Consider the following 16259-nt stretch of genomic DNA (forward strand, 5'->3'; position numbering starts at 1 on the left):
ATGCATAACTTTTTAATAACGTTAAGTTAACATATAAACTGATTTGTTACAGGACTTTTGTACAAAAATTAAACACAAAGCATCATGGAGCAAATTTATGTGATAATGTTAATTGTATTAGGCGTTCTAGCTATTATCGATTTAATGGTTGGCGTTAGTAACGATGCGGTTAACTTCTTAAATTCTGCTATAGGATCTAAGGCAGTATCATTCAAAACAACTATGCTTGTGGCCAGCCTTGGGGTTCTTGTTGGTGCTATGTTTTCCAGTGGAATGATGGAAATAGCAAGAAGCGGAATTTTTGTGCCAAGCATGTTTAGTTTTAATGACGTGATGATTATTTTTCTTGCGGTTATGATCACTGATATTTTATTGTTAGACGTATTTAACTCGCTAGGATTACCAACATCTACTACTGTTTCTATAATTTTTGAATTATTAGGAGCAGCTGTTTGTTTAGCACTTTACAAAATATATACTACTGATGATTCTTTTGATAATCTAGGAATGTATATTAATACTAAGAAAGCTACTACAATAGTTTATAGCATTTTACTATCTGTGGTGTTGTCTTTTTCTTTAGGTAGTTTCATACAATACATTTCCCGATTAATTTTTACTTTTCATTATGAGAAAAAGCTCAAATACTTTGGAGCTATTTTCGGCGGCGTAGCCATTTCTGCCATTACGTTTTTTATATTAATTAAAGGATTAAAAGGAGTTTCTCTTATATCAAAGGAGCAATTTTCATGGATTGATGAGCATCAGTTTTTAATTCTGGGAGTTAATTTTTTATTTTTTTTGGTACTTTCGCAAATACTAATTCAATTCTTTAAAGTCAATATTTTACGAATCATTATATTGATTGGAACTTTTGCTTTAGCATTGGCTTTTGCTGGAAATGATTTGGTTAACTTTATTGGAGTACCTATTGCTGCTTTCAACTCTTATGAAATTTTCCAGAATAGTGGCGTCTCTGGTGATGATTTTATGATGGGTGCTCTAGCAAATGATGATATTGTAGCTCCTTTTTACTTTCTATTGATCGCTGGCGTTGTAATGGTTGTTACATTATGGACATCTAAAAAAGCAAGAAGCGTAATTGAAACAGGTGTAAATTTATCTAGACAAGGAGATGGGGTTGAAAAATTTTCACCTAATACTGCCTCACGATTTATTGTAAGATTAGGAGTGAACATAGGAGAAGGTATCAATTATTTTTTGCCAAATAAATTACAGATTAAAATTGATGAACGTTTTAAAAGTGTTGTAAAACCAACAAAAAACACAAAAGACGAACCCGCTTTTGACATGGTTCGTGCCTCTGTAAATTTGATGGTAGCCAGTATTTTGATTTCAATTGGTACTTCTTTAAAATTGCCTTTGTCAACAACTTACGTAACATTTATGGTTGCAATGGGTAGTTCGTTTGCTGATAGAGCTTGGGATAGAGAAAGTGCTGTTTATAGAATTGCAGGAGTTTTTAAAGTGATAGGCGGCTGGTTTTTTACAGCATTCGTAGCTTTCATTTTAGCATTCATAATGGCTTATATCTTAAAGGTAGGTGAAGTTTTTGCTTTCGTTGGTTTATTACTATTGTTAGGAATAATGCTATATAAAAGTTCTAGAAAACACAAAGAAAAAGTTCAAGAGGAAGAAGAGGTTAAAAGTCTTCGTAGAGAGGATATAGGAACCGTTAATGAAATGATTAGTGAGAGCTCATCTCAAATTGCAAAAGTCTTTCGTAAAACGAGCGCGCTGTATTCTAACCTGATTGACAATTTAAGTTTACAAGATTTAGCTAAATTAAAACAGAACAAAAAAGACCAAAAGAAATTAGAAAAAGAAATTGATGAACTAAAAAGCAACGTTTTTTATTTTATAAAGAACTTAGATGATAATTCAGTTGAAGCTAGTAAATTCTACATTTTAATCTTAGGTTATTTACAAGACATGGTTCAATCTATTGATTTTATCACTTCTAATAGTTATTCACACGTAAATAATAATCATAAGAAATTAAAATTCAATCAAATTAAAGGTTTAAAAACAATTGACATGCAGTTGCAACAATTGTTACAGTCTCTTGAAGAAAGCTTTAAAAACGAAGATTTCTATAAAATTGATCTGGTATTAAATGATAAACAAATTTTACTAGATACTGTTTCTGATTTAATTTCGAAACAAATTGATACCATCAGAACGACCGAAACGAGTCCTAAAAACAGCAAACTCTATTTTGCATTACTACTAGAGGTTAATGATCTAGTTAAGTCTATTACTAACTTATTAGAATTGTTTAAAGAGTTTAATAAATTAAACAAAAATTAGTTTAAGAAATTTGAATAATTTTATTTGGCTTGTTAATAATAGCCGAATTATAAAGTTACGATTTTCGCTTTTTCTTAATTATTATCTGTCACGCTGTAAGCGTCTCAATTATGTTGCTTTAGTTTGTTGAGATGCTTTCAGCATGAAAACAGGAGACAGTTTTTATGCAGCGCTATGATAATACTATTGTAGTCTCTTCTTGTCAATTACTATTTGTCACGCTGCAAGCGTCCCTATCATGTTACTCTCGTTTGTTGAGATTCTTTCAGCATGACAACTGGAGTAGATTAGTATTGTGAAGAACTACAGTACTCACCATAAAATTTTTATCAATTACTATTTGTCACGCTGTAAGCGTCCCAATAATGTTGCTCTCGTTTGCTGAGATGCTTTAAACATGAAAACTTAAAGCAATTGTTATGCAGAGCTGTTATATTACTATTGTCGTCTATTCTTCTTGATCACTATTTGTCACGCTGTAAGAGTCCCTATTATGTTGCCCTAGTTTGTCGAGATGCTTTCAGCTTGGCAATAAAAATTTTAATAACGCACAAAAAAAGCACTATTGAATTTTAAAAATTCGATAGTGCTTTTATATAAGATAAAGATGATTTATCTTCCTGACAACCAACCCTCAGGATTATTATAAGTTGTATTTTGTAAGATTAAAAATTTAATTATTGTTTTTCCTGTTTCTCCATTAGTTCTTACAGTGCCTATATTTTGTTTGATACTTACCTTATCTCCTTTACTAACACTTACGGAACTTAGGTTTTGATAAACAGTAAAGTAATCACCGTGTTGTATCATTACAGCTCTATTTACGGGAGATAGAATAATTACGCTTGTTACTTCACCTCCAAAGACTGCCCTTGCAGTAGCACCGCGATCAGTAGTGATCTCTACACCGCTATTGTGTACTGTTATAGTGTTAAACAATGGATGGGTTTGATTTCCATATCCTAATGAAACATAGCCTTTCTCTACTGGATAAGGTAATCTTCCTTTATTAGCTCTAAAATTATCAGCAATTATTTTTGCCTCTGGTGTAAGTTCAATTTTTGATGATGATACAGCAGCTTTAGAAACTGGAGCACTTGGATTTGCTTTTGCTTTCTCTAGCGCCGCCTTTCTATTTGCAGCAGCGATAGCCTCCCTAATTAATTTATTTATTTGCCTATCAACTTGTCTATATTCTTGTTGTTTTTTACCAATTTCTTTTGAAATTTTATTTTTGTCCTTTTTAAGAACATTTACTAATTTCAGTTGCTCTTTCTTTTCTTTTTCTAGTGACAAACGTTCCTTTTCATTTTCAGCAATTAATTTTTGCTTCGCTGATTTTTGAACTGATAATTTATCATTAAAATCTGCTAATTTATCTGTTTTAACTTTAATTTCCTCGCCTTGCATTTTTCTGTAGCCCGTATATTGTTTCATATACTGCGCTCTTTTATAGGCTTGCAAAAAACTATCTGATGAAAGAATAAACATTGCTCTGCTCTCAGAGGAGCGGCTTTTATATGATTTGACAATCATTTTAGCATAATCATCTTTTAAAACTACAAGTTCTTTTTTGAGCTTATTAATTTGAACTTGATTAATATACATATCATTACTTAGCAATTTAGTTTGCTTTTCAGTGGTGTTAATCAGTTTTTCTTTAAGTTTAATTTTAGTGCTTTGAATGATGACAACATTTACTGCTGATTTCTCTTTCTTCTTTACACTTTGCAATAATTTTTCATTTTCCCGAATTTCTTGTTGAATTTGAGCTTTACGTTCTTCTAACTTTTCTTGTTGCGATTCCTGACTCCATAAGATCGAAGTCATACAAATAAAAATTAGGCTTAGGAGAAATTTTGGCATGTTGAAAAAATATTTTTGCAAATTTACTTAATTATAATTCTTTTGTACCCATTTGGCACACTATAAGGAAAAGAAAGTTCTTCGTTGAATGATACAGAGTTGTATTCTAGATTTATTTCAGTGTTTCCCTTTTTTTGAAATGTGTTTATTACAACGCTGGTTGGTAATATTGCCTCGTTGTACACTTTATTGTCTGCATAAGCGACCTTAATCATGCGCTCTTCAGCGGTTTGTGTGATTTCTTGCTTTTGAACTAAAAACTTATCAGCATCTAAAAAAAATGATTTTTTTGTGTTTTTATTCGATAAATCATCTAAACGATACGTTTGTTCAAAAATTGATTCTAAATATTTACCCTTACTTAAATCATCAATTGCTTGTCCTAATAACATATTTTGGATTTTGCTATAATCTAAATCAGTTCCTAACCATTGACTCAAACTACTAAAATCTCCTTCAAAATATTTTCCTCCTATCTTTTCATAATAGTTCACTGAAGTTGGCGTGATCAGCGCTTTAGCCATTGTTATTCCAAGAAATCGAATGCTTACTAAAATTTGTTCATCTTTTTTGATTCGTATTTCAGCGGTAACATTTTGTGTTTGCTTATCATCTGCATAGCGTGCGCTTGATTTAATATATAATGTCGAAAATTGATTTTTATTGTTGTTATATTTATCAATTATTTTTTTAGCCGACATAAAATTAGCCGTTTCTAAAGGCTCATTACTTGCTGCAACGGCGATAGCTTTTGTTTTACAGGAAACTATAAAAGCAGAAAGTACTACCAATAATATTGTTTTTTTCATTACTTTTTTTCTTTTAATAATTGATTGGCTTTAGAGAAATACAAGTCTTTTTTCTTAAAATCTCCAAGACCATTAAAGGCTTCTCCTAACTGAATATTGAAATTAATTTCTAATTCTTTGTCCTCTACTACATAATCTATGCCCATTTCTAATATATCTTTTGCTTTTTTAAATTCTAGTAATTGATTATTAGCTAAAGCCGCGTAATAATAAAACTGAGGTTGCGTAGGAAAGCTTTCCATAAGTACTGTTGCCCTCTTTGCTAAACTATCAAATTGTTTTGTTTCTGTAAGTGCTTGAAGCAAAAATAAATTTGTTTCAATAGATTCATCTGATCCATTATTAAGTGCTTTTTCAAAATATTTAATGGCATTCTCCCATTGCTTTTTACTAAAAAAAAACTTGCCTATTTCTTGAGCAGCATTTATAGATTTATCCTTTTCAAAATAACCAACTGCTTTCTCCAAATCAGAAGAATATTGTGGGTTTATAATCGAATAAAGCAAAAACTCGTTAAGAATACGGTGTTTAATTTTAGAATCAATTTTAGAACTTCCTAAAACTGTATTCATCGCCTTAACAGCATTTACACCGTCATTTTCATCTAAATATTTTTTGAATAAAGTAACTTGTGCCCATGCTGAATTTGGAATTGCTTTTTCCAGTTTTTTTACAATTTCAAAACCTTTACTCTCTTCATTGTTTTTAGAATATAAAAAAATCAAGCTAATATAATTAGACTCTTCGTTAGGGTATTTTTCGATTTGTGAAATTAAATTACTAATTTCTATATTTTGAAAATTGCCTTGAGACATTATTTGGCTCTTGTATAATTCTCTACGATCTGTTTTTCCAATTGTTTCGTCGAGTTCCTGAATTAAGATTAACGCTTTTTCAAATTGTTTTGTACCCATATAAAGCGACGCTAAATCTTCTTTGTACTTGGGGTCAAATTCAATTAACTTATTAATTACAGTAATTCCTTGATTAAGATTTTTAGTTTCATAAGTTACATCATACATTCCCATCCAAAACCACTTGTTTTTAGGATCCGTTTTTGCGGCTTTTTCAAAGGAGCTGTATGCATTATTATAGTCTTTTAAGGCGAAGTAATTTTTACCTAATTCGAAATTTACTGTCGCATCATTAGCTTTAATTTTATCTGCTTTTTCAAGCGCTATAATTGCTTTATCATAATTTTCAATTCCTTTTTGAAGTAGTGATTCATAAAAAAGCTCCTGGAATTGATCCGTATCCAGTTTTATTTCTTCAGGCTCTACTTGTGCCCACAGCAAAGCCGTATTGCATTGCAAGACAAATAGTAATCCAATGTAAAACTTTCTTTTCATAATTCAGTTTTCTAGAGGCGCAACTAAAATTATTCTAAAACCGAATAATCACCTATACTAATACTTGTAAAGTTACCATCAAAACTAGTATGATTACCTATCATCGCATTATCTAAACGAGCATTTATTATGTGCGAGTGTGTTTGAACTAAGCTGTTTTTAATAGTGCTGTTTTGGACATGACATCCATCTCCTAATGAAACATTTGGACCAACGGTAGTATTAATCAAAGTTATATTTTTACCTATGTAACAGGGCGGAACGATGGTAGAGTTTTCTAATTTTACATCATAATCTACCAAGTGTTCTCCGTCATTATGAAGGAAACCTAACATTCTTGAATTAGTTTCTACTGTTACATTTTTATTACCACAATCCATCCATTCATCTACTTTACCTGGAACAAATGTCATCCCTTTAGCCATCATTTGCTTAATTCCATCATTAATTTGGTATTCGCCACTATGAATTATATTGTTATCTAAAACCCACTGCAATTCATTTTTTAAAACGGCCACATCCTTAAAATAATAGATTCCAATCACAGCCAGATCAGATACAAATTCAGCAGGTTTCTCTACTAATTCTACTATTTCATTAGCATCATTTAATTTCACAACACCAAAGGCCTCGGGTTGATCGACTTGTTTAACCCAAATTACACTATCAGCATTTTTATCTAAATCAAAATCAGCACGTATTAGCGTATCAGCGTAAGCGATAACTGCCGGCCCGGATAATGAATCTTTTGCACACATGATTGCGTGACCAGTTCCCAGCGCTTCGTTTTGGTAATAAATAGTTCCTTTAGCGCCAAGTTTAGTGGCAATTGCTATTAATTCCTCTTCTACTTTTTTTCCAAAAGTTTCATGAATGATAAAGGCAACTTCCTCAATGTGTTGTTGCAAGACTCCTGCAATATCTTCTACTAAACGATGCACAATTGGTTTGCCAGCAATAGGAATTAATGGTTTAGGAATAGTTAAAGTATGTGGGCGAAGCCTTGATCCACGGCCAGCCATTGGGACAATTATTTTCATTTAAATTTTTTTAAACGCAAAGTTCACAAAGATTTTTCGCAAAGTTCACGAAGGTTTATATTATTATTTTCAGTCACAGATTAAACTGATTTCCGCAGATTTTTATAAGTTATAATTAAATATTTTAGTAGTATAGTCGTTTTTAGTGTAACTATCTTTTAACTACATGCAAACTCTGCGTACTACTTTACTCCCGTACTCCCAAAACCACCTTCTCCTCTTTCTGTTTGAGATAATTCTTGTACTTCGATCCAATTTGCGCGTTCATGTTTTGCGATTATGAGTTGTGCGATGCGTTCGCCATTTTGCACTACAAAATCTTCATTGGATAAATTTACTAAAATCACACCAATTTCGCCTCGATAATCCGCATCAATTGTTCCCGGTGAATTAAGAACCGTAACTCCGTTTTTGAAAGCGAGACCGCTTCGAGGTCTCACTTGCGCCTCATAACCTATAGGTAAGGCAATAAAAAGACCCGTTTTTACGATGGCTCTTTCTAGAGGTTTAAGTGTTATTGAATCTATAATATTAGCTCGCAAATCCATTCCTGCTGAAGCTATCGTTTCATAACTAGGCAATTGATGTGCTGATTTGTTGATGATGTCTATTGTCATTTTTTCTTGTTTTATAAATCGAAAAATACGTTTATGAATTGGTATTTATTTTTATTTCTAAGTCTTAGCCGTGATGGAAGTGAAAAGCCTTTTTTTATAAAACTGTATTTTTTCTTGTACAAAAAGAGCGACTGCAAGAAGCTCCTTTTTGTGCTTAGAAAAAAACAGTTTTAGGAAAAAGCTTGAAACGTACAGCGCGATTAGCTCCCATAGCATAGGATTTACTTTGATTTTCGTTTTAAAATAGTAGTTAATAATTCTTTTTCGTTGTAATATATGAAGTATAAAAAAATTGTTAATAACGATATACCTACGAAATAATTTTCTCGGAAACCATAAAATGATAATGCCGAAAACCCAATAGAAATAATCAAATACATCCCTATTTTATTGATGTCATACGGAATAGGATAATATTTATTACCAAAATAATAAGAGATTCCCATCATGCTGCCATAAGCAGCAATAGTTGCAATTGCAGATCCGTAATAGCTCAGTGTAGGAATCAATAAGTAATTGAGTGCTAATGTGATTAAAGCTCCTACTATAGAAATGTAGGCGCCGTAATGCGTTTTATCAATAAGTTTGTACCAGACTGAAAGATTGGTATAAATTCCCAGAAAGAAATTTGCTAATATGATTAGTGGTACTACTTTCATTGCTTCCCAGTAGGATTTATCTTGGATCATAATTATTTTTAAGATATCGGCAAAAACGATTACGGAGAGCAAAATAAAAGAACCAAAAATGACAAAATATTTAGTGATTGTGGCATAGGTTTGTGGCGCATCTTTGCTGGCAGCATGACTAAAAAAGAAAGGTTCTATTCCTAATGTATATGCGTTCCGGTACAAGACCATAAATAAACCAAGCTTATAACAGGCGGAGTAAACTCCAACCTCCGCAGTAGCTATATTTGGCGGTAATAAGTAGCCAAGTAAAATTTTATCAAATTGTTCGTTGATGGCATATGCGATTCCGGCAATCATTATTGGCATGCTATACTTCATCATTTTTTTCCAAAGAAGGTAATCAAATTGCCATTTTAGCTTGGCATAATTTGGCAAAAGGACAATGAATGTAAGCAAACTTGCTATAATATTTGACACAAAAATATATCCTATTTGGAAATTTTCAATGTATAAATTGCTTAAAATATGATTTGGATTTGATTGTGCTACTACTGGCAAATAAATTAAAAAGAAGATATTTAAAAACAAGTTTACGGCTACGTTTCCTATTTTTATGATTGCGTATTGAATAGGTCTTTGATTAACACGTAATTTAGAAAAAGGAATAATTACCAGTGCATCAAGTACTAAAATCCAGGTGGTGTAAGTTATATACTGCTCGTTAATCCCAGACCACGAGGCTATAGAATTGCGAAATAACAAAGCAACTAGTAAAAATAAAAGTGAAGTCCAAAAAATTGAAACGGAACTAGTTTCTACTACAGCGGTTTTGTTAGTTTCCTTATTATAAAATCTAAAAAAAGCAGTTTCCATCCCGTAGGACAAGAAAACATTAAAAAAAATCATTCCTGCAAAAATGATAGAGATTTTACCATACTCCTCTTTTGGGAGTTCAGATGTATAAAGCGGTACTAATATAAAACTGAACATTCGCGGGATTACTGTTGCTAATCCGTAAATCGCGGTTTGTTTAAGAAGATTTTTATATAATCCCAAAATGGTTTTTTATTAAAATTAAAGTTACAAAAATAACCATTTCTTTCTTTGAAAGGAGAAAAGCGGTCAATTGTTTTGAGTGTGGGAACGAGGACTGAATTTCTAATTAGTTGGCTGTTTTTTCAATGAGGTTTGTGATTTTGAAATAATATGTTTTGCTTTTGTTTTTATATTCCAAAATGGCTTCGTCCCGTTTTAAATCAAAATGTGTTTTTTTAAGAACAGGCGCTTTGTTTCCATATTCTTTAGCACCGTCAGAATCTAAAATAATATCATTGGTTTGCTTGTTTTGTTCTAGATGAGCTACGAAAGAAGTTTTATTTATTTCTTCAAATTTTGCCGTTTGATTATTGAAATATACTTTTTCTAATAGTATGTTTTCTCCTAATTTATTTTTGAATTCAATGTAGAAATCAACTTGACTTTCAGTATTACCAAAATTCTCTTTTTGATAAAAAATGGATTTAATTTCCTGTGGAAATTCCAGTTGCACTTCTTGTTTCATAGCACAAAAAGTAAAATTAAGCGTAATAATAGATACCAAGATTATCGTGAAAAATCTTTTCATTAGTATTGAATTAACTAAGACCGTTTTCGTTTAAAATTTTTAAAAAATGAAATCCTTTGGGAGCGTATCCTTGATTGTAATAAAAACGATGCGCATTGTAGTTACCTGTGAAAGCATCTAGGACTATCATTGTACAATTAGTTTCTTTACCAATGATATCAATATAATCAGTCATCATCTTTCCAACGCCCTTTTTCCGATGATCGGGATGAACGATGAAATTATCTATTTCTAGGTATTTTCCTGACCATAGTTTAGTCCCTGACCATAATCCCGAAAGACCAACGCAAAGATCACCCTCAAAAACCGCAACTTGTTTATAATTATTTGGAATCATATCAGTGAGATATGCATCATACTTCTCTAAACTGAAATTAGTATATAAATATTGCATGACAGGAAACTGCGCGAGCATTTCTTGCTTAGTGATTAGTTCTTTAATGTGTAGGTGCATTTGCGAAGTAAAAGGATGAAATTAATAGAGCAAACTTAGATAAAAATCTTTAATGAAAAAAACGTCGTAAGAATCCGATTTTCGTGTTCATTCTAAAGATTTTCTTATCCGATGATGTTTATAAAATAATTACACATAGGCCTAAAATTATCAGTGCCAATAATCAAAATACGTGTCTTGTTTTATTCAACCAAAATCTGTAAAATTGTTACTTATCAAAATGATATTTACTTTCAAAACTATATTTTAGAAATCATAAGCCAGCATTGGTTACAAACAGCAAAATATACCCACAAAAAAAGCCAACAAATTGCTGGCTTAAATTTTTTATTTTTCTTCGAGAGCTATAATTCTCTATCCTTTCAAAGCTTCTGCTCCACCTACGATCTCTAAGATCTCATTAGTAATAGCTGCTTGACGCGCTTTATTATATGTTAATTTCAATTGATTTCTCAATTCTGTTGCGTTATCTGTTGCTTTGTGCATAGCAGTCATACGCGCTCCGTGCTCTGAGGCAAATGAATCACGAATTCCTTTATACAATTGTGTTTTCAGTGATTTTGGAATCAAGGTTAATACAATTTCTTCTTTTGAAGGTTCAAAAAGATAATCTCCAAGAGTTACAGCAACATCTGATTGAATTGGCGCAAGTGGTAAAAACTGCTCCGTTTGTACTATTTGTGTCGCAGCATTTTTAAATTGGTTGTAGATCAACTCAATTTTATCGTAGTCACCTGAAACAAACTTATGAGTTAAGTCATCAGCAATTTTAGCTACGTTATCAAAAGTCAAGTCATCAAAAACGGAACTTTCGTTAGCTACAACAGGAAGCGTCTTGCTCAAAACATCATTTCCTTTTTTACCAATAGCAAAAACATCCACTTGTTTACCAGCATAATAAACGGCACGACTTTTAGCTTCTTTAATGGCATTAGTATTAAACGCACCCGCTAAACCTCTGTTTGAAGTTATAACTACAAGTAATACTTTTTTGATATCACGTTGCACTGTATACTCACCACCAGCATCACCTTCTAGTGTAGCAGATAGATTTTGTAACAACTCTGTCAATTTTTCGGCATAAGGACGCATTGCTGTAATTGCATCTTGTGCTTTCTTTAGCTTTGCTGCAGAAACCATTTTCATCGCTGATGTAATTTGCATCGTAGATGAAACGGAAGTAATTCTATTACGGATTTCCTTTAAATTGGCCATTTTATTTTTAGTAATTAGTAAATAGTGATTAGTAATTAGCTCTTCACTAGTTACTAATCACTACTCACTTGTATTAATTATATTTTGCTGATAATTCTTTTGCTACAGACTCAATTACATCAGTAATTTCATCTGTTAGTTTTCCTGCTTTCAAAGCATCAAGAGTGGCTCTGTGTTTGTTGTTTAAGAATTCTAAGAAGTCTTTCTCGAATTCTCTTACTTTATTCACAGGAACTTTTCTTAATAAGTTTTTTGAACCAGCATAGATAATAGCAACTTGATCTTCAACAGTGTACGGATCGTTCAAACCTTGTTTTAAGATTTCAACGTTTCTTTTTCCTTTTTCAATTACGTTTAATGTAACCGCATCAAGATCAGAACCAAACTTAGCAAACGCTTCCAATTCACGGAATTGTGCTTGATCTAGTTTCAATGTTCCTGCTACTTTCTTCATTGATTTAATTTGAGCATTTCCTCCCACACGAGATACTGAAATACCTACGTTAATTGCTGGACGAACTCCTGAGTTAAACAAATCTCCATCCAAGAAAATTTGACCGTCAGTAATCGAAATTACGTTTGTTGGGATATAAGCGGATACGTCACCAGCTTGAGTTTCAATAATAGGTAAAGCTGTTAATGAACCACCACCTTTTACTATTGATTTCAATGAATTCGGTAAATCATTCATGTTTCTTGCTATTCCATCATCAGCAATTACTTTACAAGCACGCTCTAATAAACGGCTGTGTAAGTAAAAAACGTCTCCAGGATATGCCTCACGTCCCGGTGGTCTTCTTAATAATAAAGATACTTCGCGGTAAGCAACAGCTTGTTTAGATAAATCATCATACACAATTAAAGCTGGACGACCTGAATCTCTAAAATATTCTCCAATAGCAGCACCTGCAAAAGGAGCATACACTTGCATTGGAGCAGGATCAGAAGCATTAGCAGCAACAATAATGGTATATGCCATTGCTCCTTTTTCTTCTAACATTTTTGCAATTCCTGCTACAGTTGACGCTTTTTGTCCAATGGCAACATAGATACAAAATACTGGTTTCCCTGCATCATAAAATTCTTTTTGATTTAAGATCGTGTCAAGACAAACAGTGGATTTACCTGTTTGACGGTCACCAATAACCAGCTCACGCTGCCCTCTTCCTACTGGAATCATTGCATCTACTGCCTTGATACCAGTTTGTAACGGTTCAGTTACCGGTTGACGGAAAATTACTCCGGGAGCTTTTCTTTCTAATGGCATCTCGTATAAATCACCACCTATTGGTCCTTTTCCATCAATAGGAAAACCAAGAGTGTTTACTACACGACCTACCATCTCCTCTCCTACTTTAAGAGAAGCAATACGTTGTGTTCTTTTAGCAGTTGAACCCTCTTTGATTCCTGTAGAAGGTCCTAAAAGTACCACACCCACATTATCTTCTTCAAGATTCAAAACAATCGCCTCAAGACCATTGTCAAATTCTACTAACTCACCGTATTGAACATTCGAAAGCCCGTAAACACGAGCAATACCATCTCCAACTTGAAGTACCGTTCCTACTTCCTCCAGCGTAGCGCCAGATTCAAAACCTTCTACTTGCTTTCTTAATATTGCTGATATTTCAGCAGGTTTAATTTCCGCCATCTTAATTTATAATTTAGACACTTTAAAGTGTGATAAAACTAGTTACTTAACTCTCTCTTTAATACTTGTAATCTATTGGCAACTGAAGCATTGTACTCTTTGTCGCCTATTCTTAAAATAAATCCTCCTATAATCGTTGGATCTATTGTATTTACTATCGTGATTTTCTTATCTGAAAACTCTTTTATTTTAGCCGAAACTTTAGCTTCAAGCGCAGCGTCCATAGCGATTGCTGTTGTTACTTTTACAACTTGAAAACCATTATTTTCGTCTGACATAAGAACGTACTGTGAAACAATATCTGCTAAAATCTCAAATCTCTTATTTTCAAATAACAAACGGAAAAGACTTTTAGTCAATCCTGATGTACTTGCAAAAACTTCTGTCAAGGCACTTTGTTTCACACTAACAGAAATTGTGGGATTTTGAATAAAACTACTCAACTCCTCATTACCGTTTATTGTTGACGAAATCAAAGCCATATCTTTGTAGACTTCTGGCTCATTTCCTGCAGAAATAGCTAAATCTAAAAATGCTTTTGCATAACGAATTGCTGCTCTAGTTCCTGACATAATTTTAGTTTAATTTTACGTCACCTAACATATTCTCAATCAATTTAGTTTGAGCTTCTTTATTAGATAATTGGTCTTTCAATAATTTTTCTGCGATATTCAATGACAAGATTGAAACTTGTGATTTCAATTCAGCCATTGCTGCATTTTTCTCCGCTTCAATTGCAATTTTTGCTTGCGCAATCATTCTTTCGCCTTGAATTTGTGCTTCTTTTTTAGAATCAGCAACCATTTTATCTTTCATTTCACGAGCTTCTTTAAGCATGTTGTCACGCTCTAATCTCGCTTCTTGTAATATACGCTCGTTATCAGCAGTTAAATTCTGCATTTCTCTACGCGCTGATTCGGCTGATGCCAAAGCATTGTTAATCGATTCTTCACGACCTTTCACGGCTCCCAAAATTGGTTTCCAAGCAAATTTTCTCAAAAGTAGAAAGAAAACAATGAAAATAATCGTTGTCCAAAAAATTAAACTCTCCGGTGCTGTAAGATTCATATAGGTATATTTAAAATATTTTTTTTATTTTATAAATAAAAACTTCCTGCAGCCAACCGCTACAGGAAATTTTAATTTGTAATTACTTTGCGATTAACGCAACAACCACTGCGAAAAGTGCAACACCTTCAATAAGTGCAGCAGCGATAATCATAGCAGTTTGGATTTTTCCAGCAGCCTCTGGCTGACGAGCAATTGCATCCATAGCAGATCCACCAATTTTTCCAATTCCAAGACCTGCTCCAATTACTGCTAATCCAGCTCCAATTCCAGCTAATACCATAATAATAAATTTATATAGTTAATAATTAATAAAACTCAAATTAATGATGATCATGCTCTGCTACTGCTTGACCAATAAATAATGCTGACAATAACGTAAAAATATAAGCTTGCAATGCGGCAACTAACATTTCTAATACCAACATAAATAATACAAATGCTCCCGAAATAGGAGAAACCGCTAAAGTTTCAAATATAAAAATCAATGAAATTAAACTCAAGATGATAATGTGTCCTGCTGTAATGTTAGCAAATAAACGTATCATCAATGCGAACGGCTTTGTTAACATTCCTATAATTTCTACAGGAATCATAATTGGATATAATGCTTTTGGTACAGGAGGTGTTAATATGTGTCCCCAATATTCTTTGTTTCCGCTTAATGTAGTAACAATAAAAGTAATAAAAGCCAAAACAAAAGTAAAATAGATGTTACCCGTCAAGTTTGAACTAAAAGGAAAAAACGGAATTAAACCTATCAAGTTGTTAATCCAGATAAAGAAAAATATAGTTAAAAGATAAGGCATATATTGCGCATATTTTTTTTCTCCTATGTTTGGTCTAGCGATATCATCTCTAACAAAAGTTACTAACGGCTCTAGAAAACCAGCAATCCCTTTCGGTGCTAGTTGGTTTTTCTTGTAAGATCTTGCCACTACTAAAAATATTAGAAACATCACAATAGCTGACATAAACATTGAAAACACATTCTTTGTAATTGAAAAGTTTAAAGGTCTTGCTCCAAATTCAAATGCGCCATTGTCTTTCTGATCTTGTGTTAGCATTTCAAATTTATCCGCGTAAAAAATAATTTCGTTGTAACGCACTAACTTCTGACCATTTTGATCTACAAAATGTTCCGCTTTGTTGTCATGGTGGAATTTTTCAGAAGAGAAAATTTCCAAACCGTTATTTGTCCATAAAATTACAGGAAGATAAAAAGTAATAGGATGTCCATTCCAATCAGCAATGTGAAATTCATGAGAATCACCAATGTGGTCATTGATCAGTTTAGTAGCACTGAATTCTTCTTTCTCTTGAGCTGCTCCTGTCGGATTTTCTGCAATCACTTCATTTGCAACAGAAACACTTTTGGCATCTGGATTTGCAAAACCGAAATAAGGAATACTGACTACTAAGGCAACTAATACGAACTGAACAAGTTTATTTGAAAATACCATTATTAAATTGTGTGTCTAATTTTACGTTTCAAAATTTTTTGCAAAGGTACATAAAATATTCATATCTGAAAATTTATCATTTTGTTTTTAGAAGTAAAATTCTAATTAAAAATACCTTTTGACTGCGGTTTCATTTATTG

The 16259-nt window shown here is 32.6% G+C and carries 15 protein-coding genes; 1 reads left to right on the top strand and 14 read right to left on the bottom strand.

Annotated features, from left to right (window positions below; all coding sequences use genetic code 11):
- Nucleotides 1-84: 84 nt before the first annotated feature.
- Nucleotides 85-2331 (top strand): inorganic phosphate transporter, encoded by a 2247-nt coding sequence (locus BUA99_RS05695; protein ID WP_072989383.1) that lies wholly within the window; start codon nucleotides 85-87, stop codon nucleotides 2329-2331.
- Nucleotides 2332-2943: 612 nt separating this feature from the next.
- Here BUA99_RS05695 and BUA99_RS05700 read toward each other — a convergent pair.
- The 14 genes from BUA99_RS05700 to atpB all read right to left on the bottom strand — a co-directional run bounded on the left by BUA99_RS05700 (nucleotide 2944) and on the right by atpB (nucleotide 16119).
- Nucleotides 2944-4197, bottom strand: a complete 1254-nt coding sequence (locus BUA99_RS05700; RefSeq protein ID WP_072989386.1) for a murein hydrolase activator EnvC family protein — start codon at nucleotides 4195-4197, stop codon at nucleotides 2944-2946.
- A gap of 23 nt (nucleotides 4198-4220) precedes the next feature.
- Nucleotides 4221-5006, bottom strand: coding sequence for a lipoprotein insertase outer membrane protein LolB1 (locus BUA99_RS05705; RefSeq protein WP_072989389.1), 786 nt, complete (start codon nucleotides 5004-5006; stop codon nucleotides 4221-4223).
- Nucleotides 5006-6355, bottom strand: coding sequence for a tetratricopeptide repeat protein (locus BUA99_RS05710; protein WP_072989392.1), 1350 nt, complete (start codon nucleotides 6353-6355; stop codon nucleotides 5006-5008). The genes BUA99_RS05705 and BUA99_RS05710 overlap by 1 nt, the downstream gene beginning before the upstream one ends.
- A gap of 29 nt (nucleotides 6356-6384) precedes the next feature.
- A complete protein-coding gene (locus BUA99_RS05715) occupies nucleotides 6385-7395 on the bottom strand; it encodes a sugar phosphate nucleotidyltransferase (protein WP_072989394.1) in 1011 nt (336 codons plus the stop codon).
- Between the two features lie 182 nt (nucleotides 7396-7577).
- Nucleotides 7578-8012, bottom strand: coding sequence for a dUTP diphosphatase (gene dut, locus BUA99_RS05720; protein WP_072989397.1), 435 nt, complete (start codon nucleotides 8010-8012; stop codon nucleotides 7578-7580).
- A gap of 221 nt (nucleotides 8013-8233) precedes the next feature.
- Nucleotides 8234-9700, bottom strand: coding sequence for a lipopolysaccharide biosynthesis protein (locus BUA99_RS05725; protein ID WP_072989400.1), 1467 nt, complete (start codon nucleotides 9698-9700; stop codon nucleotides 8234-8236).
- A gap of 106 nt (nucleotides 9701-9806) precedes the next feature.
- Nucleotides 9807-10268, bottom strand: a complete 462-nt coding sequence (locus BUA99_RS05730) for a hypothetical protein (protein ID WP_143151717.1) — start codon at nucleotides 10266-10268, stop codon at nucleotides 9807-9809.
- Nucleotides 10269-10278: 10 nt separating this feature from the next.
- The gene (locus tag BUA99_RS05735; RefSeq protein ID WP_072989406.1) at nucleotides 10279-10722 is read right to left on the bottom strand and encodes a GNAT family N-acetyltransferase; all 444 of its coding nucleotides are present in this window, start codon (nucleotides 10720-10722) and stop codon (nucleotides 10279-10281) included.
- 354 nt (nucleotides 10723-11076) lie between these two features.
- The gene (gene atpG / locus BUA99_RS05740) at nucleotides 11077-11937 is read right to left on the bottom strand and encodes an ATP synthase F1 subunit gamma (protein WP_072989408.1); all 861 of its coding nucleotides are present in this window, start codon (nucleotides 11935-11937) and stop codon (nucleotides 11077-11079) included.
- A 73-nt stretch (nucleotides 11938-12010) separates the two neighbouring features.
- On the bottom strand, nucleotides 12011-13588 hold the full coding sequence (atpA, locus tag BUA99_RS05745; protein ID WP_072989410.1) for a F0F1 ATP synthase subunit alpha: 1578 nt from the start codon (nucleotides 13586-13588) through the stop codon (nucleotides 12011-12013).
- 38 nt (nucleotides 13589-13626) lie between these two features.
- A complete protein-coding gene (gene atpH, locus BUA99_RS05750) occupies nucleotides 13627-14160 on the bottom strand; it encodes an ATP synthase F1 subunit delta (protein WP_072989412.1) in 534 nt (177 codons plus the stop codon).
- 4 nt (nucleotides 14161-14164) lie between these two features.
- A complete protein-coding gene (locus tag BUA99_RS05755) occupies nucleotides 14165-14656 on the bottom strand; it encodes a F0F1 ATP synthase subunit B (protein ID WP_072989415.1) in 492 nt (163 codons plus the stop codon).
- Between the two features lie 82 nt (nucleotides 14657-14738).
- Nucleotides 14739-14939, bottom strand: a complete 201-nt coding sequence (gene atpE / locus BUA99_RS05760; protein WP_031453874.1) for an ATP synthase F0 subunit C — start codon at nucleotides 14937-14939, stop codon at nucleotides 14739-14741.
- A 40-nt stretch (nucleotides 14940-14979) separates the two neighbouring features.
- On the bottom strand, nucleotides 14980-16119 hold the full coding sequence (gene atpB, locus BUA99_RS05765) for a F0F1 ATP synthase subunit A (protein ID WP_072989416.1): 1140 nt from the start codon (nucleotides 16117-16119) through the stop codon (nucleotides 14980-14982).
- Nucleotides 16120-16259: the final 140 nt, after the last annotated feature.

Source organism: Flavobacterium segetis (assembly GCF_900129575.1).
GTDB lineage: Bacteria > Bacteroidota > Bacteroidia > Flavobacteriales > Flavobacteriaceae > Flavobacterium > Flavobacterium segetis.

Coding starts and splice junctions, on each gene's coding strand:
- atpE (WP_031453874.1), bottom strand. CDS start 14,939: ATGGTATTAGCTGGAATTGGAGCTGGATTAGCAGTAATTGGAGCAGGT.
- atpH (WP_072989412.1), bottom strand. CDS start 14,160: ATGTCAGGAACTAGAGCAGCAATTCGTTATGCAAAAGCATTTTTAGAT.
- atpG (WP_072989408.1), bottom strand. CDS start 11,937: ATGGCCAATTTAAAGGAAATCCGTAATAGAATTACTTCCGTTTCATCT.
- atpA (WP_072989410.1), bottom strand. CDS start 13,588: ATGGCGGAAATTAAACCTGCTGAAATATCAGCAATATTAAGAAAGCAA.
- BUA99_RS05715 (WP_072989394.1), bottom strand. CDS start 7,395: ATGAAAATAATTGTCCCAATGGCTGGCCGTGGATCAAGGCTTCGCCCA.
- BUA99_RS05755 (WP_072989415.1), bottom strand. CDS start 14,656: ATGAATCTTACAGCACCGGAGAGTTTAATTTTTTGGACAACGATTATT.
- BUA99_RS05695 (WP_072989383.1), top strand. CDS start 85: ATGGAGCAAATTTATGTGATAATGTTAATTGTATTAGGCGTTCTAGCT.
- BUA99_RS05710 (WP_072989392.1), bottom strand. CDS start 6,355: ATGAAAAGAAAGTTTTACATTGGATTACTATTTGTCTTGCAATGCAAT.
- dut (WP_072989397.1), bottom strand. CDS start 8,012: ATGACAATAGACATCATCAACAAATCAGCACATCAATTGCCTAGTTAT.
- BUA99_RS05700 (WP_072989386.1), bottom strand. CDS start 4,197: ATGCCAAAATTTCTCCTAAGCCTAATTTTTATTTGTATGACTTCGATC.
- BUA99_RS05730 (WP_143151717.1), bottom strand. CDS start 10,268: ATGAAAAGATTTTTCACGATAATCTTGGTATCTATTATTACGCTTAAT.
- atpB (WP_072989416.1), bottom strand. CDS start 16,119: ATGGTATTTTCAAATAAACTTGTTCAGTTCGTATTAGTTGCCTTAGTA.
- BUA99_RS05705 (WP_072989389.1), bottom strand. CDS start 5,006: ATGAAAAAAACAATATTATTGGTAGTACTTTCTGCTTTTATAGTTTCC.
- BUA99_RS05735 (WP_072989406.1), bottom strand. CDS start 10,722: ATGCACCTACACATTAAAGAACTAATCACTAAGCAAGAAATGCTCGCG.